Origin of the sequence: Trinickia symbiotica, assembly GCF_003028655.1 — a bacterium.
GTDB classification, from domain to species: domain Bacteria; phylum Pseudomonadota; class Gammaproteobacteria; order Burkholderiales; family Burkholderiaceae; genus Trinickia; species Trinickia symbiotica_A.
The window spans coordinates 61266-81615 of the sequence record NZ_PYUC01000019.1; the positions used below are offsets into that span (position 1 = coordinate 61266).

Genomic DNA, 20350 nt, shown 5'->3' on the forward strand with positions numbered 1-20350 from the left:
CCTTCGCGTCAGGAGACGGCGCCGAGCCCATACTTGCCGGTCAGGAGCTTGCCGGTTGCGAAGCGTTCGATTGAATACGGTTCAAGCGATACCTCCGTCTGCAAACCGAGCGCGTATTGCGCGAGGATCTTGCCGACCGTCGGCGAGAGCTTGAAGCCGTGACCCGAGAAGCCGTAGCCCACGACCAGACCTTCGATGCCCGGCAAGGCACCGAGCACCGGATTCCAGTCCGGGGTCACGTCGTACACGCCCGTCCACGACGACGCGATGCCCGCAGTCTCGTAGGCGGGAAACCGCTCCGCGACTTGCGCGCCGACGTCGACGATGTAATCCATCGGAATGTCACCCTGTTCCGTGTCGGCAGTGTTCAGTTTTTCTCCGACCACGCCTTCGCTAACCAGCATCTGGTTGCCGCCGTAGCTGCGGTAATAGAGCATGCCTTCCGACGCGAGGTCCTTAAAGACGGGCATCGTGAATGTGTAGGGTGCTTCAGCACATTCGAGCGCAAGTACCGCGTGACGCTCCGGGGCGATCGGCAGCGCCTTGCCGGTCCAGCCGGCGAGTTCCGGCGTCCAAATGTTTTGCGTGCTGATGACGATGCCGGCCGCGAAATCGCCGGCGCTGGTCGATACGCCGACCACTTTTCCGTTTTCGATCAGCAACTTGTTGACGGCGACGTTTTCGCGGATCGTCACGCCGCCGCGACGCGCGGCGCGCGCAAAACCGGTCGCCGTGAGATAGGCGTCGGCGAAACCGGCTTCTGGTTCAAAGCCGATGAGCGCAGCGTCGTCGAACGTCGCGATCGGCATGAGTTCTTGGGCTTCGCGCGCGTCGAGCAGTTCGAGCGGAATACCCTGCTGTTTCTGCTGATCAAGCGATGCGCGCAGCGGTTCAAGCTTGTCATCGTCGCTTGCGACGATCATGTAGCCGCATTTGACGAGGCCGCACGACGCTTCGTCATCTCCGAGATAGTTGGCGAAGTCGTTGAACGCCGACCAGGACTTGCGCGCCAGTTCGACGTTTTCTTTCACCGAATAGTGCGTACGCAGGATTCCGGACGACTGAGACGTTGTGCCAGCGCCGATCGTCGCTCGATCAAGTACCAAAACCTGCTTTGCGCCGAGCTTTGACAGGTGGAAAGCTACCGAGGTCCCGATCACACCCGCACCTATCACGACAACATCGTACTTGTTCACGGACGCACCCTTTGTCAGATTGATGCGCCCAGTCTGCGCTCCAATGCGGAGCTCAACGTTTGCATAAGCGATTCTGTTAATCGCCCATAAGTTGGAGATCAGGTGCGAGTGAGGTGATAGAAGCACTCCGATGCGTGGCACTATGGAGCTCTAACATGCACTCAGGCGGGGGGAGTCCAGATGCAAGAGATCGCAAGAGGTGCTTTCGTGGCGATGGCGGCAATCGCGATTGCTTTGTTAAGTTGCTTGGCCGCGCGACGTTCATTGCGGCTTTTCCTGTCACCGCCGCGCGCGGCAGTGATTTCAGAGGTGGTCGGACTCGCAATGCTCATTGCCTCATGTGCTTATTATTTTAGCGGTGGGCGAGGCTAGCAGCACCGCCAGTTTGTGTTCCATAAGCTTTGCTTATGCGAGCACCATTCGAGTTCAAAGCCGGTACGCTGAGAATAACCTTTACAAAGAATGTTTCGAGCATGAACTCTCAACTTGCATCCGCGCAGAATGGGCGGGACTCGATGGAATACGACGTCGTGATCGTCGGCGGCGGCCCCGCGGGGCTGTCGGCGGCGATACGGCTCAAGCAGCGGGCTGCCGAGAAAGGCACCGAGATGGGCGTGTGCGTGCTCGAGAAGGGTTCCGAGATAGGCGCGCATATTCTGTCGGGCGCGGTAATGGACCCGCGCGCACTCACCGAGCTGTTCCCCGACTGGAAGGCGCGCGGCGCGCCGCTCACGGTAGAGGTGACCGAAGACCGCTTCCTGTTCCTGTCGGAGAAAAGCGCGATCTCGACGCCGAACTGGGCGCTTCCGGACAACTTCAAGAACCACGGCAACTACGTGATCTCGCTGGGCAACGTCACGCGCTGGCTTGCGCAACAAGCTGAGGCGCTCGGCGTCGAGATCTTCCCCGGCTTTCCGGCGGCCGAGATTCTATACAACGACGACGGCTCGGTGAAGGGCGTCGCCACCGGCAACATGGGTGTCGGCAAGGACGGCGAGCCGACCGAGAACTTCCAGCTCGGCATGGAGCTGCACGCGAAGTACACGCTGTTCGCCGAAGGCTGCCGCGGCCATCTGGGCCGTCAGCTGATCTCGAAGTTCAAGCTCGACGCGAACGCCGATCCGCAGGCGTACGGGATCGGCATCAAGGAACTGTGGGAAATTGATCCCGCGAAGCATAAGCGGGGCCTCGTGATCCACACGGCCGGCTGGCCGCTGAAATCCGATACGTACGGCGGCTCGTTCCTGTATCACATGGACAACAACCAGGTCGTGGTCGGCTTCGTGGTTGGCCTCGGCTACACGAACCCGTATCTGTCGCCGTTCGAGGAATTCCAGCGCTACAAGACGCATCCGTCGATCCGCGCGTTCCTCGAAGGCGGCAAGCGCGTGTCGTACGGCGCGCGCGCAATCACGGCGGGCGGCCTGATGTCGCTGCCGAAGACGGTGTTCCCGGGCGGCGCGCTGATCGGCGACGACGCGGGCTTCCTGAACGCATCGCGCATCAAGGGCAGCCACGCGGCGATCAAGACCGGGATGCTTGCGGCCGATGCCTCGTTCGATGCGGTGCAGGCCGGCCACCAGAGCGACGAGCTCAACGCGTACCCGGACGCGTTCAAGCAATCGTGGCTGTACACGGAGCTATACCGCGCGCGCAACTTCAAGCAGTGGATGGCCAAGGGCCTGTACCTCGGCACGCTGATGGTCGGGCTCGAGCAGAAGGTGATGGGCGGCAAGGTGCCGTGGACGCTGCACCACAAGCACGCAGATCACGAAATGCTGATGCCGGCGTCGCAATGCACGCCGATTGAGTATCCGAAACCGGACGGCAAGCTGACGTTCGACCGGCTGTCGTCCGTGTTCATCTCGAACACGAACCACGAGGAGAACCAGCCGGCGCATCTGACGCTGAAGGATGCGAGCGCGCCGGTGAACGTCAACCTGCGTACGTACGCGGGGCCGGAGGGGCGTTTCTGCCCGGCGGCGGTGTACGAGTTCGTGAAGAACGACGACGGCAGTGATCGCCTCGTCATCAACGCACAGAACTGCGTGCACTGCAAGACCTGCGACATCAAGGACCCGACGCAGAACGTCGTGTGGGTCACGCCGGAAGGTGGCGGCGGCCCAAATTATCCCAATATGTAGCCAGTACTAGGGGTAATCGTACTTTTCGTGCCAAATCTGGCGGTTTTGTTTGAAATCCCACGCAAAATCAATCACTTGGTGATCGCGCGATTTCACGCGGCGGCGTCCTTTCCATGCGAAATCTGGCGGTTGGCCGCAGGCGCCGCCTCGAGGCCCAGGCGCTGTCGATAGTCCCCGAGCAAGAGCTGCTGCGCCTTCAGTTGTGCGGCCAGCTGCGTGCGCTCGGCGGTCAGCGCCGCGAGTGTCTCGCGCACCCGCGCGAGTTCCTCGGTCTGCGTGCCCAGGGTCGTGCGCAGCGCGGCGCGCTCGGCCTCGCCGCGCGCGCCGTCGGCCAGCGCCTGTGTGAGCGTCGTCTGCTGGCGCTCGGTCTGCGTTTGCGCTTCGCGCAGCTGCCTGGTCGTGGCGCCGGCCTCGGCCACGAGCCGAGCGTTGTCCTTGTTCAATTGCGTGATCTCGTTCTGCTTGACGATCGCCGTCTGGTTCGCCTGCCGAAGCTCAGCCTGCAGTTGCTGAACCTGCTGCTCGTGTCGTCGGGCCTCCTGTTCGCGTTGCTCGCGGGCAGCCGTGCGGAAGTGCTCGAGGGCGTCGCGCGAGTGCGCGAGCTTTTCCTCAAGCGACTCGCGGAACCTCTCCTGCTCGGCCAGTCGCGCAGTCTGGTCGCGCACCTGCTGCGTGAGCCGCTCGACGTCCAGATCCCCCTGATGCCGCGCCAGGCGCGTCTCGGCGTGCGCGGCCTGCTCGCTGGAAAGGGCGGCGGCCGCGGCCGCGAGCTGCGTCTGCAGCGTGGCGAGTTCGGTCGTGAGCTTCGCCATCTCGGTCTGTGCCTGCTGCCGCTGCGTCGCTGAAGCGGCCGCCTGCTGGTCGACGAGCGCCTGCGCTTCCTCGTGCAGGCGGGCCGCCAGCCGGGCGACCAGGTCCTGGATGGTGTCGGAGAGCGAGGCCGCGCGCGTGAGCGACGTGCCTTCCTCTTCCTCCAGTTCCTTCAGATAACGGTGGATCGTTGTTTTCGAACCCGTGTTGCCGAGCGCGATACGGATGGCGTCGATCGACGGGTGCTGCCCCTGGGCGACGAGTGTGTCGCGGGCACGTTTGACGGCTGATCGGGTAAGGCCGGCGCGGGCCATTGGGGCCTCCTGCGCATTTCATACTGTAATACGTACCATGTATATAAGTACTGAAAGAGCAGGTCAAGGTCTTCACCAAGAGGCGAAATCTCATGCGTGATAAGGGCCCATTATCGAATGTGATGTCCAATTTGGCGGGTTCCCGGAAGGCTTGCGGTACGATCGGGCGCGGCCCATGTACGTCGAATTACACGGCCACTGGCTTCACATCCCGACGCGGGCCTCCTCGCACCTGGATCGAGGTAATAGAGATCAGTGTTGGCGAATCTCCTAGCCGATCCCATGACCAGGCGCCATGATGCATTTGCATCATGGTCAAATGCCCGCCCGTGCCCTATCGTCTGATCCAGGGAGAGCGCGCGCGCTGTACGACATGCCGCTGTTTCAACAGTTTGCGGGGCTAGACGCAGGGGCGGCCGACAGCCGGATGAACCGCCTCCGGCCACAAAATGGCACCTGCAAGCGAGCCCGGCCCAGCACAACGGGCCAAGGTTGCAGCAACAGATCAACCGACAAGACTCGTCGATTCATCACGTGCAAGCAAGTGTTATTGCCAAATTTCTACACCCATATTGAATTCAATCTCTGAAGTATGAAAATGAATGATCGCCTCCAGCTTCGAAAATTCCGTCAGCTACCGTTTAATGTCTTTCTTGCGAGCATGGCCTTTCTTGCTGTCCTGGTGGCTTTCCCGGTAAAGGCTGAAGTTGTGCAAATTGTTTGTAAAACTGAAAACGAAGGCTGGGGAATCGATCAGTATCGTTATCTTTTCGATACCAGCAAACAGTTAATGGTTAATTACGATGGATCACTCTATCAGGACGGGCGAGTAAGTGATTCGGATATAATTGGAAGCGACGCATTTCATAATCAAATATCTATTGATAGAAAGACTGGAACATTCATAGTTCGACGGGCTAACGGCAATAATACCTCTGGACATTGCGATAACGTTCCACCTCCGCCGAACAGGACGGCCAATTCGGCCCCAAGGTCGGGCCAAGCAGATGATTCTGCCATCAAATGTTGGGATCGAAATATTGTGGGTGAAAGGGCAATCTATACTAGCAATATCTCGAAAAAGACGAAGATTATCAATATAACAATTAGTAATTGCAGTAATGTATCGCTTTGTCAAGACGGTGGCGAGATGAAGAAGGGGGGCGCAAGACTCCCACCAAACGGTAGTTGGAATACACATGTCGAGCGAAACGATAGCAGCAAGGGGATGTCGTTTACTTACACATGCTGGAGTCCGAGCGGCGGTTCAGCCACAGGCTCCGTTTCACTTGGCGCCGATCCCACCATTACGTTGCCCGCTCCTCCTGACAACTCGGGATCTTCTGACTCCAGAGACTCACCGAATTGAGGAACGATCGGTGTTGATTATCCTGTTCAAGACGACCGGTGTCAGACGTCCGCCGAAGGTTCCCGAGCCTCACGGCTCGAAGCCAAGTGGCATTCTTCTAGTGGCGCGTCGCTGTGAGGGCCCCAGCCACACGGGAATGGAATTCCTGAACTTTCGGGAATCGGCGATAGCAACGAGATCGGAAGAGCGTTCACGTCAATCGTCTTATAAGCGGTGTTGTCCGGTCGATTACATTGCTCTTGCAATGGCGTGCAGAACCGGCAAATGAATCCTGCTGAGGTGCTCTGATGCGAACGATTCTCTTATTCTGCCTCCTGCTCACGTGCCTTCTGTTGGAGGCGTGCAATCCGTATGAGATGTTTGAGGCCGAGGCCAACTCTCAATACGAGAGCTGTATGCGGGGTGGGAACGATATTGATACCGCAAAAATCTGCGCAAACATTGTCACCGACGGCGAAAACTTCACGAACCTTGCGCGACTAGGGGGCGTCAAGGCATGCAAAATAATAATGAATGGCAGGTATGCGAGCGATCCCAATAATATAGTTGAATATTGCATGCGCGCGTGGTATTTCAATACGATGGCAGTCAACTTCAATTCACCCGATTGGAAAGATCTACAGAAGGCTGCTATCGCTGCGCTTGACGGAATGCGGAGAACTGGAAGCATTACCACCCGAGAATTCCAAATTATGAATCACGGTTACGGCGGAAATCACCGGGGAGAGCTTACGCCAGCGAGTCAATTCGGAGCGATATACTTTGTTGCAACTTTCAACTCGGACCCGCAGGAGGCGGCTGCACATAAAGACCTCATCGGTTGGGCTGCAGCACAGGGATGCATGATGGGAGCAGGCCGCAGCACGTGCGACGATGCGCGCCGCGCCGGACAGCAGGTCGACCAGCGCACGGCTGACGCGGCATATATGAGAAATCAGGAGCGAGGGCAGCAGCTGGCTGAGCAAGCCCGCCGGGATAAGGAAAATTACATTAATTCCGAGAAGCAGAAATATGCTGAGCATCAGGCGATCCGCGATGCAATAACCAACGGTATATCGCAAGTAGAGTCCATGAACCAAGTTCAGCAGCAGCCAGTTCAAGTACCTATCTATCCACAGCCGTCCTTGGGGAGGGTGGCAAACGAGCCAAGGCCGAATGTGCTCAGCAGTAGCGGACAGCAATACGCCGGCGCAGCGGGAGGACAACGTTCAGGCGCGCCCGGGAATATCGGCGGGTCAAGCGCAGCGATACGACCGGCGGCTGACGGCCCAGATTGCACCAACATGAGTGGATACGTGAACTTCATTCATAGCAATCCGACCGGAATGGGACACTGTACCAATGAGGTGACTGGACGAATTACAAACAATAGCAATGCCACTCTAGATTGCTATTTCGACTTTTACAAGGGTGGTGTCAAGACGGGAGATGGCGGAGCAGACACGCTCCGGCCAGGAGAGACGCATGGTGGCGAAGGCTGGGGCATCTGGTCATGCGGCGCCGACGACATACGTTACGTATGTTTTCGTCACCAGGCTGACGCCATAGCGTGCAAGGTAAGGTGGTAAACCCGCACGCAGGAACAGCCGGCGTGCATGACCGAAGCGACGCCGCCGCTGATATGAGCCGTACAAGACGGGCGCCATCAATATCCGACCGTCCGATTACAGGGGAGTCTTGTGATTAACATATTAAACCGTCTCCGCGCATACCGTCTTTGCTTCATCTGTACCATGCTTGGGCATGCCGGAGTATCATGGCCTGTCACGCCTGCGGGTTCGCCGACCGAAACATTGCTAATCCCGGAACTAACGGGTATTTATCTTGGCATGAGTGAGCAGGATGTCGTGAGAGTCAATGCGGCTCAATCTGTTGCAGCGGGTCCGCATCGTTATGTGCTCAGGAATCTTGGTATCAACGGGTATAGCGCCAGCGTAGAAATTGATAGCGATTTGCTGGCTGGCTCAGCCTATCGCGTGAAATCAGTTATTGTCAGATTCCCTATTACTGGCATGCAGAATGAGAACCCTGATGCCTGCGCACGCGATTTCAATCGCTTGGCGAGCTATGTGCTGAAAGCAGCCGGCGTGCGAAAGTTCGATATAAAGAATCACCACGCCTTGATTTCTGAAACTGGCGGGGCGCCGGTCATATGGGATCACCACTACGTTTTCGTACATCTGAGTGAGATGGACCTGTTAGTAAGCGGCAACCATCTCGACTCGCAAGGATGCTACGTCAGCATAGCGTATGAATGGATGCCAGCTCGAAAACCGGCTGCAATCGATGATGGTTCCGAGGCACGTCGAGCGCTTCAATAGGTCGCCCCCTACGAAGGCGCAATGATGCATTTGCGTCATTGTCGGATACTCGAATGTGCTTTACCGTTTGCGAACGATGCCCGACATCCTGCTCTGGAGGTGACCTCTGCAGAAGGATCCACTATTCTCGTTAGTGAAAAAACACTCATGAAAAAAACCAATTTTCTCGTGATTACTATGGCATCCTTAATTTGCTTGGCGGCATTCGCTCAGACGCCCCAATCGCCTGAAGAGGTGAAACAGAAGATCAGGGGCGCGCATTTCAGTACCACCAGCCCGACCGGGGAGTCGAACGAAGAATGGGTCAGTTCTGCAGATGGAACGGTGCTAGCGAGGCGCTCTGGTGGTCTCATGAAAAAGGCGGGCGCATCATCAACGGCTCCCGGTCACTGGTCGGTCAATGATGCTGGACAATACTGCCTGCACGCCGACTGGGACGTTCGCCAAGGCGGTCCCGAGGACTGGTGCGCGCCCATCGTCGGTGGAGACGGGGCGATCACGCTCGCCCTGGCGGATGGGCGCAAGGTATCGGTTAGCCGGTAGAATCCGACACTGACCGGTGCCGCGATCGGACCGATACCGCGCCGCGCGGGTGTATGGTGGCCCTCATGGCCGGCACATGCCAGCAGCCTCTTTTCTTTGTCGCTGCTTCAGTGGAAGGGAGTGATGTATGTCGGAGACGGTGACACAGGGGCTCGTACCCAGTCTTTTTCTGCATGGTGGCCCCGGACTGTCGTGCATCGCAGAGCGCGAACACTACGGGACGACTTTGCCGGTCGAATGGTGGGAACAGCCGCGCGGGGTCGTGCTGTTCGCGCGGCCATTCGGAGAACTGGTGGAGATGGCGACGGACGTGCTGGCTGAACGTGCAAGGCAGTGCGGACGCCTGGTGAGCCTGATCGCCCATTCGTTTGGCGCACACATCGCGTTGCGCGTCGCGGCCCGGGCTCCACAGCATATTCATTCGTTGACGCTGCTGGCACCGGTCTTCAATGTGATCGACGGTCTTGTGCGCGTGGCACGCAGCGTCGTCGAGCGGCTGCCTCACGCCGCATCGCTTGCCCACGCACTGGACCTGCTCGCCGCGCAACCGCACAACCGGGACTGCTTCTGGCTGCTGGTCGATGAACTAATGGCCACGCCGGACTTCCTGCGCGTCTATTTCAGCGATCGTGCCGACGCACTATATACGGGCTTTTCAAGCCTGATGGCGCGCGAACCGCTGTTTGATCCATCGGCGTTTCGCACCATCCTGCAGGATTCCTGGGAAACGACGGCACCCGATAGTCCCAAGCGTCTCGAATGCCCGGTCGATATCGTGTTCGGCAGCCAGGACGTACTGACCGATCCGGCAAGCGAAGGGCCAGTCTGGACGGGCTATTTTCCACACGCGCGGATCTGCTGCGTCGACGCGGGGCACTTCGTCCATCTCGAGCTGCAGCCGGACGAATGGTTGCCAAAGCCTAGCCGCGCGCCTGCCTGAGCTTCGCAACCAGTTGCGCGTTGTTGCGCACGTCGAGCCGCTCGTGAATGGACTGGATCTGGTTGCGCACGGTCGCTGGCGACAGGTCCAGCCGGCGGGCAATCTCCTTGTGCGTGAGCCCTTGGGCAATCTGCGCCGCAATTGCATGTTCCCGCGGTGTCAGGCTGTCGGCTGCCACGCGGGCGCGAAGCTTCAGGAACAGCAGGCGCCCTGCCATGGCAGGTACGACGATGATGTGAGTGCCATCGACGCGTTGACCAGGCCGGTTTAGCAAATCATGCACAGCGTGTTCCGGCAGCCGTTGCGTGCGCATTCCGGGCCATTCGAGTTCGAGCAGCGGCCGTGCGTCGGGTTCCACGTAATGCAGTAAACCTGCCGGATCTGCCACCGCGACCGTCCACTGACGCTCATCCGGTCGAACGCGGATCTTTTCCGCATGCAATGCCTGATTGATCGACCACGCTTCCATCAGGTGCGGAAACAGCCACTGCATGGTCTGGCGCGCGTGTTCCGCAAAAGGACGCGCTGGCATAGCACCGTAAAGCCAAATCGTGCGGCCAACACCGGATGCGTCGATTTCGCCCGTAATCAGCGCGTGTTCGTGACGGAAGCGTCGGGCATATGCCCGGTGCCCGCCTGGTCCGGCGACGAGTAGCATTCACGCTGGTTGAAATTCCCCGTGCTTCTGTAATGCTTCCCAACCCAGACTGCCGCGGTGTCCTGCGCGCGGACGCGGTCGTAGTGAATTCCGATTTCGGGATCGTCATCGAAAATGTGGTTGACCGGAAAGGTGAATCCGCCGGCGTCCTGGATTCCGATCCCCCATCGCGCCATATCGAATGGCACGGCTGTCCTCAGCAGTTCCAGTGCCCAGTCAAGGAACTGATCGGCGGGTATTTCCCGGGCACCGCGATATACCGACAGCAGTATGCCGTGTCCGGTCACTGCCGCCTCCGCCCATGCTCGAGTTGCGCCACTCGTCGAATAGATGAGCGTCCCAAAGGACCGTACGGCATCGCTGGATCTCCTTTCGGCTCAGTATCCAGCTCGCAGCAGGACCGCGACAAGTTCTGCATTGGTGCCGACCCCCAGCCGGTTGTGAACGGTCTGGATCTGGTTGCGCACCGTAGCGGGCGACAGGTGCAGCAGTCGTGCAATCTCCTTGTGCGTGTAGCCTCGTGCAATGGCCTGCACGACCGACAGTTCGCGTTGCGTCAGGCCGTCCGCGGGCAGACGCGCCCGCGCCCGGACGAAAGTGATCCCTGCCTCGCGGGTGCTTCGCATGATCAACGTCCGACCCGTGTACTGGGTGCTCCCGTCGCCGTGCATGATTGCGGCGTGTGCGTTACCCGGAATCCGCCGCACGGCGCCGGAGGGCCACTCGGCCTGTACGAGGGCCTCGAACTCGGGATCGGCAAACTGCAACGGGCCGGCATGATCCATGATCGCGACTGCCCACTGTCGCTCCGCCCCGGCACGAAAGCGCGTGGCGGCAAGCAGTCGGCTGACGGTCAGTGCCTCGTTCAGATGTGGCACGAGACACTCGACCGCGCGACGGTCCCGTTCGGAAAATGTGTCCTCGGGATCACCCCGATAGATCGACACTGACTTTATAAGACGGTCGTCGACGCTCGGCAGACCCGTGATCAGCGCGTTCGAGTGGCGATAGCGGTGGGTGTAGTCCCCGATCGCAGAGCGACGGTCATAGAACGATGCGAAGTGAAAATTGCCTGTCTGCCCCCGGTGGTTGATGGCCCACAACGCGGCACGGTCCTGATTACGCACCTCGTTATAGGTGCTTGCACCCTCGGGATCATCCTCGTGGAAATAAACGGACTGGAACAGAACTCCCTGCTCATCGATCACGCTGGCGCCCCACTTGCAACCGCTTAAGCGGACGTAGGACTTGACGAGCCGCAGCGCGGCGTCCTGAAATTCGGCCAGCGGCACTTCGTGCGCCGCCCGGTACAGCGATAGCACCACCGGATTCAGCTCATTCATGACCATTCCCCCATGCGACCTCGGTCTGTTCAGTACCCAGCGCGCTTCAGTTGCGCCACTAGTTCTGCGTTGTTGTGCACACACGCTCTTTCCAAAACCGATTGGACATGATTGCGCACCGTCGCCGGGGCAATGCCCAGTCGCCTCGCGATGTCCTTGTGCGTCAGCCCTTGTGCAATGTGCTGCGCTATCTCGCGCTCACGTGCAGTCAGGTTGTCGACCGGGAACCGGCGACGTGCCTTGAGAAAGCACAATGATCTCGATGGTGTGCCGATCGCAATAAAGGTTCGGCCTGCGTACCGGTTCAGTTTGGAACCGAAGATTGTGTTATACATCGGTGCGGGCAAGACCACGTGTCGTGACGCCGGCCATTCGGCGCAGAGCATGGATTCGAAATCGCTCTCGGCAAAGACCAGATGACCCGCAGCATCCGCAATTGCCATGCTCCATCGTGCTTCGCCTGCGGCCGCCCGGATCTGCTCCAAGTGAACGGTGTAATTGACGGTCCACGCCTCCATCAGATGCGGGGCGACGGCCTGCATCGTCCGTCTCTGATGCTCCGTGAACGGTTTGTCGCTGAATGCGCCGTACAGGGAGATGGTTTTGAGCAACCCCGTGTCGGGATTCCGGAAGGCCGTGATCAGACCATGTTCGTGACGGAAACGCCGGGCGTACGCGAAAATTCCGGCGGTATTCCGGCTGGCCCCGTACTGCGCGGTGAGGGCGAAGTTGCCTGTCCGGCCGGGACGGTCAATCACATACCGCGCCGCGCTGTCCTGCTCCCGGATCTCGGCGTAGTTCTCCAACGTCTCGGGCGGATCCTCCAGCACGCATGGGCGGTGAAAATCCACGCCCCGAGCGTCGCGTGTGCTGGTGCCCCAGCGAGCCATGTCGAATGGGATCGCGTTCTTGAGATGCCGCAGCGCGTACGCCTGGAACTCCTCGGGCGGGACTTCGCGCGCGCCGCGATAAATCTCAAGCAAGAGATGACCGAATGTTTCCATTTCTTCCCCGCAAGCCTCATGTCGTACGGCTCCATCAGCGTGGAGCTGCGGCTTGCAGTGGTCTTTTCAGCGGTTGCGTCGTGCCGCTCGACGCAACGTCCGCTTTATCGATTTGAGCCAGCTGTCGGCGGAGCCAGAGGCAACCCGGACTTTGGAAAGTGTCAGACGTCCGACCAAGCTAGCCAGTCATTTGGTCTTGCGCAACAGATCGGGTGAATTATTGCCGAAAAAAATGACAGTGGCGAGCCGGAATCGGCGTTTTCATCCTCTACAGGCCGGCAGGAAGACGCCTGGGCAAAACAGTGTTCGGGCGGAGGAAAAATCCGCGAAATCAGGCACCCGAGTCAATGATGCATTTGCACTATGTTCCGACGCCGCATGGCATGCGACGCTTCCCGCAACACGTACAGAGGGCAAACAGGGCTTGCATGAGGCTCGCAGCCGTCAGCGACATCACGCATTCGCTCCCCCCGCATTCTTGGACAGTTGGTCGGAAGACCGCCGCGACCAAGGCCGTCTTCGATACGTCTCTCGGGGGAGTGTCGAAGCAAGCAGCAGGTCGGCGTTCGCAAATCTTTGGCTTACCTATTCTTTCTTTCCTTGGAGACTTCCATGAAATTCTGTCTTCGAGCTGCAATCTTCGCCGTGACGACTTCCCTCGGTGCGTCATCGGCTTTCGCATGTACTGCTTGGGCAGCGTGTAATCAAGACTCCGGCAGTTCTTCGAGTAGTCAGTCCAACTCGACCGGCAGTGGCAACTGATCTGCGTTGCTAGCGCCGCCGATATGTATGTCCGGCTTTGGAAAGTTAAGGGAAGTAAGCTCAAAACCACGTGAGGAAAACATGACGACCGTCGGCGATTTGTTGAATCAAATGGGAACGGCAGCGCAATCTGATGCAGCTTTTACGGAAGCAGGTAAAGTCCTGGCGCCAACGATCGCGCCGATTGTCGCGCAAGCGACAGAGGGTGATCCCAGCGATATCGGTTGGGAAATTTTCGTTGTCGTTTCACGCGAGACATACGGCTTGCTTTGTCCGTCCGACCCGGCGAACCCAACGCCGGTGGCAACTGCAATTCGGGAAGGGCTAAAAGGTGAAGCGGTAGAGCTCCTGGCCGCGGCAATCGTTGCGGGGTTGGGAATTGCCAGCTTTCCTGCGGCGCTCCTGGCCACCGCGATCGTCACGTTCTTCTATTCCGACGTCATAGGCAGTCAGTGCCCCGCATGGGCAGCATGGAACGTACATCCCGAGGCCATTTCCTCCACGCCGGTTTCGCCGGACATTCCGCCGGGTGTCTACTCGCACCACTGATGCCATGGTAGACGGTGTTATGTCGTACGACCTGTACGCCGCTTCCAGGACGCCTGAGTGGGCGGTTGGACCGGTGTGTTAGCCGCCACGTCGACGCTACTGGTGAACCTTTCGGGAACACCTCGCCCTGTCGCGTGCCCGTATCCGATATCATCGAGTCTTCTGTCAATCGGTTGCTCGCACTTGCAAACCATGTCCGACATCGCGAAAGTCGAGACACCCGTGAATCTGCACCTGGTGATCGAGCGCAACAGCAAATTCGTGCGCGGCATGGCGAAAGCACGCCGCTGGATTGAGGATTTCTGCCTATCCGAATATGCAATGCACTGCCTCAATCGACAGCGCACGCGCTACGAACTCGTCATGCCGTTCACGCACGGACCGGAGTTGAATGCCGCCATCGAAGATCTGCTGGGTGAGATCCGCTCGACGGCCGACCTGTGCAACTGCATGGCCGAAGCCGTCCTGCACGATCCGCTCACTGACACGTACTGGAATTGATCGGCTTCGTTATTTTGCAGATCCAGGATCGGGCCGGCGTACAAAGTATTGGGTGAAGAGCCGTTCGGCTTCGCGCAGTCCTTCTTCCGTCAGGCCCACCGACTTCGCGCGGTTGATGGGGTCCTGGATGAGGCCCTTGGCATGTAGCCGATTCAACGTCGGCCAGTCGAAACTCTTCCAAGCCCGATCCCTGTCGCACAGATTCAGGTGAAGCAGCGCCAATACCACCTCGTCGATCGCCTCGGTGTCGATGTCCATTGCCTTTCCTTCGCAAGCGTCCGTTATAAGCTCACGACCCGTTGCTGGGATGATGCCTCAAGCAACGTCTCGATATAACGGTCGATCGGAAAACTCAGCGTGCCGCGGAAATTCACATGGGCAAAATGCGCCGGTCCCATCCGCCGCAACCAATCGTCTGCGATTTCCTTTCCCTTGTTTCGCCACTGGTCGACCGTGTCCTGCATGCGGTGCGTGTTCCATGCGATGACGAGATTCGTGAGCAGCGTCAACGAACCCGAGATCGCGATCATCTCGTCGCGACGGCGGCCGCGTTCGGGGGCGACCCGGCCCGTGTAGATCGCGCGCTGTAACTGGTGGACCGACTCGCCGCGGTTGAGCAACGTATGCAGTTCGCGGCGAAACTCCGTGTTGCTGAAGTAGTCGCATAGGAAGAGCGTGCGCAGCAACTTGCCGAGCTGGTCTGCTGCTCGGTGTACCGGGTCGCCTTGCGCGGCACTGCCGAAACGCTGCAGGGCGACGGTAGCGTTCACGCGTCCCGAATGGATGGAGGCGGCGAGCCGCAAAAGTTCGTCCCATCCCTCACGAATCGCCTTGAACGAAATATCCGAGACCACGCTCGCTGCGAGCTCCTCGGGCGAAGCCAGCCCGCGCGGCAAATAGAGCTTTCGCTCGGCGAGATTGCGCAGGCGCGGGCACAGATCGAAGCCGAGCAGCTTGGCGATCGCCATGCCCACGTTCGTGTAGCCGTGCGTGTCGACCGAAAGTCGCAACAGTCCGCCGTCTTCGCGTGTTTCGTTGTGACGCAGCACGCCGGCGATGGCTGGTCCCGTCTGTCGCTCGTTCAGCACAATGGGCTGGTTATAGACGATGCCGTGCTGGTCGAGCACGTGGGTGTAGATCCCGACGGCATGCGTGCGCCGCCGCGGGTCGGCGCGAGCATAGAAAAGATGTCGCGAAGTGTCCAGGCTCATCGAATCGCTCGAGGCCTGCTGCCCATTTCCCCACAACTCGGTAATCGCATGCGTGCGCTGGAATTCGACCATCCGCTCATTCGCACGCGAAATCCGACCCGGCATTTCGAGCGCGCGCATGGCCATCGAGATGTGGGCCGTGTCCAATTGAGGAATCATTGCAGCTACGCCCTTGGCATCGAGCTCCGTGCCGTGCGCGATTAGCCCCGCGTATAACGCCAGCAGTTCGTTGGCGTTGCGGGCCTTGCGCGAGAGCAGCACTTCGCTGAAGCCCGTGTGCACATCCATTTCCATGATCATGTCGGCGAGCTGCGCAGTGCCGATCTCCGTGAAGAGCAGATCCCTCGTGCGTTGCGGTGTGCCATCCGTATCGAGCGCATCGAGTGCCGCCAAGTGCAGCATGCCGTCAGTGCCGATGGTCACCCGTCCGGCCTTGCGGGCTTCCTCCAGCGCAGCCAAGCCGGCCTTCAGGTGCTCCGTCAACCGTTCGAGGAACGGCTCTGCCATGGTCGGCAAGCCGAGCGACGAGAGGTAGCGGTCGCGCTCGCGCGTCCACTGCTCGGGCGGAATCAGAAACTGATCGCGCGCGCGAAACGACAGGCTGTGGTCGATTCAAACTGAGCCGCGGCGCAGCCCTTTGCGCAGGCCTGTGATCGCCGACGCCTCAAGCGCCCGCAGTGCTCGCGCTCGATCCTCGCCGTCGACCAGGTCGCGCCAACTCGGATTGACTGGCACTCGCAGCCGGCCGGCAATTCGGTGGCGCCCACGTCGTGCAGCGCGCCGATGAGCTCAAGCTGCCGCAGGCTCGGTTCTGCCGCCGTGCCCGCAAACTCGAGTTCGCGCAGCGGCACCAGCAGATTGCGGATGCGATGGTGATCGTCGGTCAACGTTTCGCGCACGCTGGCGGCATGGCTCGTCGGCGGTTTGTCGGACAGACCCTCAAGCAGTTTGCCGATGTCGGCCAGACGCTCTTGCGCCGATCGCTTTGTATCGTTCACGAGCGCCTTGATCGCGATCAACTGTTGTCGATACTCGGGGGCGGTGTCTTGAGCCACTCAAGCACCGTCATGCCAGAGGTGCCGTGCTGCGTAGAGAGCAGTGCATCGGCGCGCATGAGCTGCGTTTCCGCGACGCTTGCCTCGATCAGCGCGAGCAGGCCGCGTTCAACCTCCGACCAGATCGAGCGGGCCAGATCGCGCAGTGTCCGATCCGCAGGGATGAGAATGCGGCGTTCGTAGAGCCAGTAGTGAGCGTGCTGGATGAGTTCGTCCATCGTGAGCGACTCGGCGGCGTCCTGCCGCATCCAGGCTTCGAGGCCCGCCCGTTGGTCTGGCCCAAGCGATGTCAGCCCGAGGTATTCACAGGCCCAAACCTGATGGTCGTACTGTGTCTTGTAGCGCTGATAGAGGGTCCGCAGCGAGGCGATCGTCGGGGTGGGCAGTCCGAGCCGTTCGCCGATATAGCGCAGTAGCTGGCGTGGCAGGGTGCCGACATGGTCAAGCGTGTGGCCGCTCGTGCGCAAAAACACCAGTTGGATGGCCGCACCTGCTCGCCGATCGCGCCGAAAGCGCTCGTTGAGCGCGGCGATGTCGCTGTTTGTCAGCGCGAAGTAGCGTTCGACATCGAATTCCGACAACCGTGTGGGCAGGCGGTCCTGTCCCACATAGCGAAACTCCAGACCCGGCATGCTTGCCTCCCCTCAGGGTGCGATCCGAAATCGCGGGCAAATAGCTTATCGCAGATCGTCATCGGGCCTGCTGACAAAAGTCGGAATCACCCGGAGAGCCTTGCGGGGCAAGGCTCTCAGACAAAACCGCCAGATTTTGCACGAAAAGTACGATTACCCCTACTACGAATTGCCGCTCGGCTGCGAGCTGGGGAAGTTCTGCCCGGGTAGATGTGCGCGCCGTTATGCTTGGAGCTGCCTGGCAAAATGAGCCATCGTCCTTACAGCCCTATCGTCCGTACGGGCTGGACGATTGACGAATGGCACCAATGGGACGACCAGGGTTGCCGCCGGAAGTTATATATGGTTCGACCATCGGTTCGAGCGCAGTGCCAATCTACTTGCATCTTCAGAAACGTAACGTACCAACTTCCTTCGATTGGACATCGGGGCCTGCAAAGTATCGTTGGCGCAGTAATGTTACCGTTTGTTAGACCGCCGCTCCGGCCTCGCTGAGCAACCAATCACGAAACGCGACGAGCCTTGGCTGCGTGGACGCCTCGGCCCGGTATATGACGTAGTAAGCCAAGGGCGACGCAAACTTGATTTTCGGAAACAGCCGGACGAGGCGACCAGTTGCTAGGTCATCGTGCGCCATCACGCTGCGCGCGAGCGCGACACCTTGCCCTTCGATCGCCGCCTGCAAAACGGCGGCTGAATTGTTGATTTTCATGCCGCGTCGTGAAGGAACATTCGTCACTCCCACCCGTTGCAGCCAGGCGTCCCAAGTCGGAAAACCCGTGTGGCTGTCCATCGACAAGTCGTGGATCAACGTTTGGCGGGCCAGGTCAGTCGGCTTCTGCAAGCGCCCATGTTTGCGGAGCAGGCCGGGCGAACAAACTGGATAGACTTCCTCGTCCATCAGCTTGTCCGCCCTCAGTCCTGGCCAGTTTCCCGTGCCGTAGCGCACGCCGATATCGATTCGATGCGCAACGAAATCCACGGGTTTAAGGTTTGTGTCCAGGCGTACGTCTGTGTCTGGCCAGGCGGTTTGAAATCGTTCAATTCGCGGTAGCAACCACTTGGCGGCGAAGGAGGGGCTGATGGCTACGGTGAGAACGCCGCTAGTCGATCCCTCCCTGAGTCTTTCCAAGCCCAAGGCAAGTAGATCGAACCCCGCCCGGATATCCGGCAACGCTCGTTCAGCTGCCTCACTGGGGACAAGTCGAACTCGACCGCCGGTTCCGCGATGGAACAGAGGGGTTCCCAACCATTGCTCCAGTGCGCGTACTAGTTGGCCGACTGCCGCAGGCGTGACGTGCAGTTCCACCGCGGCCGCCGAAAAACTCTGGTGGCGCGCGCTGGCCTCGAATGCACGCAATGCATTTAGATGAACGGGTGTTTTCATGGAAACAAAGTTTTTCTTTCAATGAGTGAAACTTTATCTCGTTTGGCAGTGGAACCGAATCGGAGAAGAATTCCGTTGAAGCCGAAGGTCGACGATAGCTCTCCTCGTGACATCAGATGTTGGTGCTGTTGGGCGCACGCGCGTCGTTACATGATCGAGGCAGAAGAGAATCTGCCGAAGGCGCAACGTGGACGCGGCCATCCCGTCAGCGAATTTATTCGATCGATCGGGACGCTGTTTGCTATCGAATCGCGTTGCGAAGGCATGGCGCCGGCGGATCGGCTGCTCGAGCGCCAACGCGAGAGTTGCTTGGTGCTTGAGGAAATTGAAGCTCTGCTTCTTAGGCAGTTGCACCTCGTGTTGCCGCAGATCGCATTTGGCAAAGCGTTGAGCTACCTGAGGGGCCAATGGCCGAAGTTGATTCGCTACGTCGAAAACGGCGCTTGGCCGATCTCGAATAACGCCTGCGAGAATGCGATTCGGCCATATACGGTCGGCCGAAAGAACTGGCTCTTCTACGACACTGTCGCTGGCGCGAATGCGGCGGCTAACCTGGTTGATCGTCTTCGTCCGATCGCGGATGAATGACTCACGCACGCGATGCAGCGTCGAAAGCGTTTGCTGCGATTCGGTCTTGGGCGTGACAAACCGCATCGACGGCCGCGAAGCCGCATCGCAAATTGCCTTAGCGTCTACGAAGTCGTTCTTATTTGATTTGACGAACGGTCGAACGAATTGAGACGAAATGAGCTTAACGTGATGCCCAAAGCTGGCCAGCTTTCGCGCCATGAAATGTGCACCGGCGCAGGATTCCATCACTACTGTGCAGACTTCGAGCCTGGACAGTAGCTCGACCAAGTGCGTGCGATTCACCTTCTTGCGAAACACGGCTTTGCCATGTCGATCTTGTCCGTGAAGGTGAAAGGAGTGCTTGCCTAGATCGATTCCAACCAGCGCAGCGTTCTGCATGATGGTCTCTCCAGAAATAAGGAACCCTGCGAGGATAACCCTCTCGCGGGTGGGGGTGACCATCTCATTAGTCCCTTTAAACCAGCTCCTGGAAAGCGGCAGGAGCATCCGCTGTTACCCGATGTTTCGCCGCGAACTCTGCTGGCGAAAGAAATTCAGTGCGCTGTGGGGCCGGTCCTCGTTGTAGTCCTGACGCCACGCCACGCCGCGATGACCGCCCGAGCATGCGCAAGGCTCTTGAACCAGTGCTCGTTAAGGCATTCATCGCGAGACTTGCCGTTGAACGATTCGATGTACGCATTCTGCGTCGGCTTGCCAGGTTGAATCAATTTCAGCGTAACGCCGCTGGCGTAGGCCCATTGGTGAAGCGCCCGGCTCGTAAATTCCGGGCCCTGGTCGGTTCGCAGCGCTTTGGGATAGCCCCGGAAGCGCGCTGCGCGGTCCAACGCTCGAGCCACGTACAAGCCTGAGATGCCGTGGTCCACCACGATATCGATAGACTCCTTGGTGAAATCGTCGACGACGGCCAGGCACTTCAGACGCCGTCCGCTCGAAAGCGCGTCCATCACGAAATCAATTGACCAACCCTCGTTGGGTCCATTCGACAAAGCCAACTGCTCGCGTTCAATCGTGACGCCGTAC

16 protein-coding genes and 4 pseudogenes are annotated in these 20350 nt (G+C 59.3%); 8 read left to right on the forward strand and 12 right to left on the reverse strand.

Annotation, left to right across the window (positions count from 1 at the left end; genetic code table 11):
* Nucleotides 1–8: 8 nt before the first annotated feature.
* On the reverse strand, nucleotides 9–1196 hold the full coding sequence (locus C9I57_RS28360; RefSeq protein ID WP_107153881.1) for an NAD(P)/FAD-dependent oxidoreductase: 1188 nt from the start codon (nucleotides 1194–1196) through the stop codon (nucleotides 9–11).
* A 473-nt stretch (nucleotides 1197–1669) separates the two neighbouring features.
* On the opposite strand from C9I57_RS28360, the gene C9I57_RS28365 reads away from it, so the two are divergent.
* On the forward strand, nucleotides 1670–3340 hold the full coding sequence (locus tag C9I57_RS28365) for an electron transfer flavoprotein-ubiquinone oxidoreductase (protein ID WP_107153882.1): 1671 nt from the start codon (nucleotides 1670–1672) through the stop codon (nucleotides 3338–3340).
* A 92-nt stretch (nucleotides 3341–3432) separates the two neighbouring features.
* Here C9I57_RS28365 and C9I57_RS28370 read toward each other — a convergent pair whose 3' ends face one another.
* A complete protein-coding gene (locus tag C9I57_RS28370) occupies nucleotides 3433–4464 on the reverse strand; it encodes a DNA-binding protein (RefSeq protein WP_107153883.1) in 1032 nt (343 codons plus the stop codon).
* Between the two features lie 598 nt (nucleotides 4465–5062).
* On the opposite strand from C9I57_RS28370, the gene C9I57_RS32560 reads away from it, so the two are divergent.
* Nucleotides 5063–5833, forward strand: coding sequence for a hypothetical protein (locus C9I57_RS32560; RefSeq protein WP_146166282.1), 771 nt, complete (start codon nucleotides 5063–5065; stop codon nucleotides 5831–5833).
* Nucleotides 5834–6450: 617 nt separating this feature from the next.
* On the opposite strand, the gene C9I57_RS32565 is transcribed toward C9I57_RS32560, so the two are convergent.
* Nucleotides 6451–6933 (reverse strand): hypothetical protein, encoded by a 483-nt coding sequence (locus C9I57_RS32565; protein ID WP_146166283.1) that lies wholly within the window; start codon nucleotides 6931–6933, stop codon nucleotides 6451–6453.
* A gap of 729 nt (nucleotides 6934–7662) precedes the next feature.
* Between C9I57_RS32565 and C9I57_RS32570 the strand changes: the two genes are divergently transcribed.
* The 3 genes from C9I57_RS32570 (at nucleotide 7663) to C9I57_RS28385 (ending at nucleotide 9637) form a co-directional block, all read left to right on the forward strand.
* Nucleotides 7663–8154, forward strand: coding sequence for a hypothetical protein (locus C9I57_RS32570; protein ID WP_146166284.1), 492 nt, complete (start codon nucleotides 7663–7665; stop codon nucleotides 8152–8154).
* 21 nt (nucleotides 8155–8175) lie between these two features.
* Nucleotides 8176–8697, forward strand: a complete 522-nt coding sequence (locus tag C9I57_RS28380) for a DUF995 domain-containing protein (protein WP_107153885.1) — start codon at nucleotides 8176–8178, stop codon at nucleotides 8695–8697.
* 226 nt (nucleotides 8698–8923) lie between these two features.
* The gene (locus C9I57_RS28385; RefSeq protein WP_181321979.1) at nucleotides 8924–9637 is read left to right on the forward strand and encodes an alpha/beta fold hydrolase; all 714 of its coding nucleotides are present in this window, start codon (nucleotides 8924–8926) and stop codon (nucleotides 9635–9637) included.
* Here C9I57_RS28385 and C9I57_RS28390 read toward each other — a convergent pair.
* The 4 genes from C9I57_RS28390 to C9I57_RS28405 all read right to left on the reverse strand — a co-directional run bounded on the left by C9I57_RS28390 (nucleotide 9618) and on the right by C9I57_RS28405 (nucleotide 12642).
* Complete coding sequence (locus C9I57_RS28390) at nucleotides 9618–10130, reverse strand: helix-turn-helix transcriptional regulator (protein ID WP_181321980.1); 513 nt, start codon at nucleotides 10128–10130, stop codon at nucleotides 9618–9620. The two genes, C9I57_RS28385 and C9I57_RS28390, sit on opposite strands and share 20 nt — an antisense overlap.
* A gap of 95 nt (nucleotides 10131–10225) precedes the next feature.
* A complete protein-coding gene (locus C9I57_RS32910; protein ID WP_107153888.1) occupies nucleotides 10226–10582 on the reverse strand; it encodes a hypothetical protein in 357 nt (118 codons plus the stop codon).
* Between the two features lie 90 nt (nucleotides 10583–10672).
* Entirely contained in the window at nucleotides 10673–11638 is a 966-nt protein-coding gene (locus C9I57_RS28400; RefSeq protein ID WP_181321981.1) for a helix-turn-helix transcriptional regulator, read from the reverse strand.
* 29 nt (nucleotides 11639–11667) lie between these two features.
* Nucleotides 11668–12642 (reverse strand): helix-turn-helix transcriptional regulator, encoded by a 975-nt coding sequence (locus tag C9I57_RS28405; protein ID WP_107153890.1) that lies wholly within the window; start codon nucleotides 12640–12642, stop codon nucleotides 11668–11670.
* Nucleotides 12643–13485: 843 nt separating this feature from the next.
* Here C9I57_RS28405 and C9I57_RS28410 point away from each other — a divergent pair.
* Together C9I57_RS28410 and C9I57_RS28415 are read left to right on the forward strand one after the other, a co-directional pair.
* The gene (locus C9I57_RS28410; RefSeq protein ID WP_107153891.1) at nucleotides 13486–13953 is read left to right on the forward strand and encodes a hypothetical protein; all 468 of its coding nucleotides are present in this window, start codon (nucleotides 13486–13488) and stop codon (nucleotides 13951–13953) included.
* 192 nt (nucleotides 13954–14145) lie between these two features.
* Nucleotides 14146–14454, forward strand: a complete 309-nt coding sequence (locus tag C9I57_RS28415) for a hypothetical protein (protein WP_181321982.1) — start codon at nucleotides 14146–14148, stop codon at nucleotides 14452–14454.
* Nucleotides 14455–14463: 9 nt separating this feature from the next.
* Here C9I57_RS28415 and C9I57_RS28420 read toward each other — a convergent pair whose 3' ends face one another.
* From C9I57_RS28420 to gcvA, 3 genes and pseudogenes are all read right to left on the reverse strand, one after another.
* Nucleotides 14464–14712 (reverse strand): DUF6429 family protein, encoded by a 249-nt coding sequence (locus C9I57_RS28420; RefSeq protein ID WP_107153892.1) that lies wholly within the window; start codon nucleotides 14710–14712, stop codon nucleotides 14464–14466.
* 23 nt (nucleotides 14713–14735) lie between these two features.
* Nucleotides 14736–17352: pseudogene (locus tag C9I57_RS33645) on the reverse strand (Tn3 family transposase).
* Nucleotides 17353–17821: 469 nt separating this feature from the next.
* Nucleotides 17822–18739 (reverse strand): transcriptional regulator GcvA, encoded by a 918-nt coding sequence (gene gcvA / locus C9I57_RS28430; protein WP_107153893.1) that lies wholly within the window; start codon nucleotides 18737–18739, stop codon nucleotides 17822–17824.
* A 126-nt stretch (nucleotides 18740–18865) separates the two neighbouring features.
* Here gcvA and C9I57_RS28435 point away from each other — a divergent pair.
* Nucleotides 18866–19294, forward strand: a pseudogene (locus tag C9I57_RS28435) (IS66 family transposase); the annotation flags it as partial.
* Here C9I57_RS28435 and C9I57_RS28440 read toward each other — a convergent pair.
* Both C9I57_RS28440 and C9I57_RS28445 read right to left on the reverse strand, forming a co-directional pair.
* Nucleotides 19289–19708: pseudogene (locus tag C9I57_RS28440) on the reverse strand (IS110 family transposase); the annotation flags it as partial. The pseudogenes C9I57_RS28435 and C9I57_RS28440 overlap by 6 nt on opposite strands.
* Nucleotides 19709–19784: 76 nt before the next feature.
* Nucleotides 19785–20346: pseudogene (locus tag C9I57_RS28445) on the reverse strand (integrase core domain-containing protein); the annotation flags it as partial.
* Nucleotides 20347–20350 lie beyond the last annotated feature (4 nt).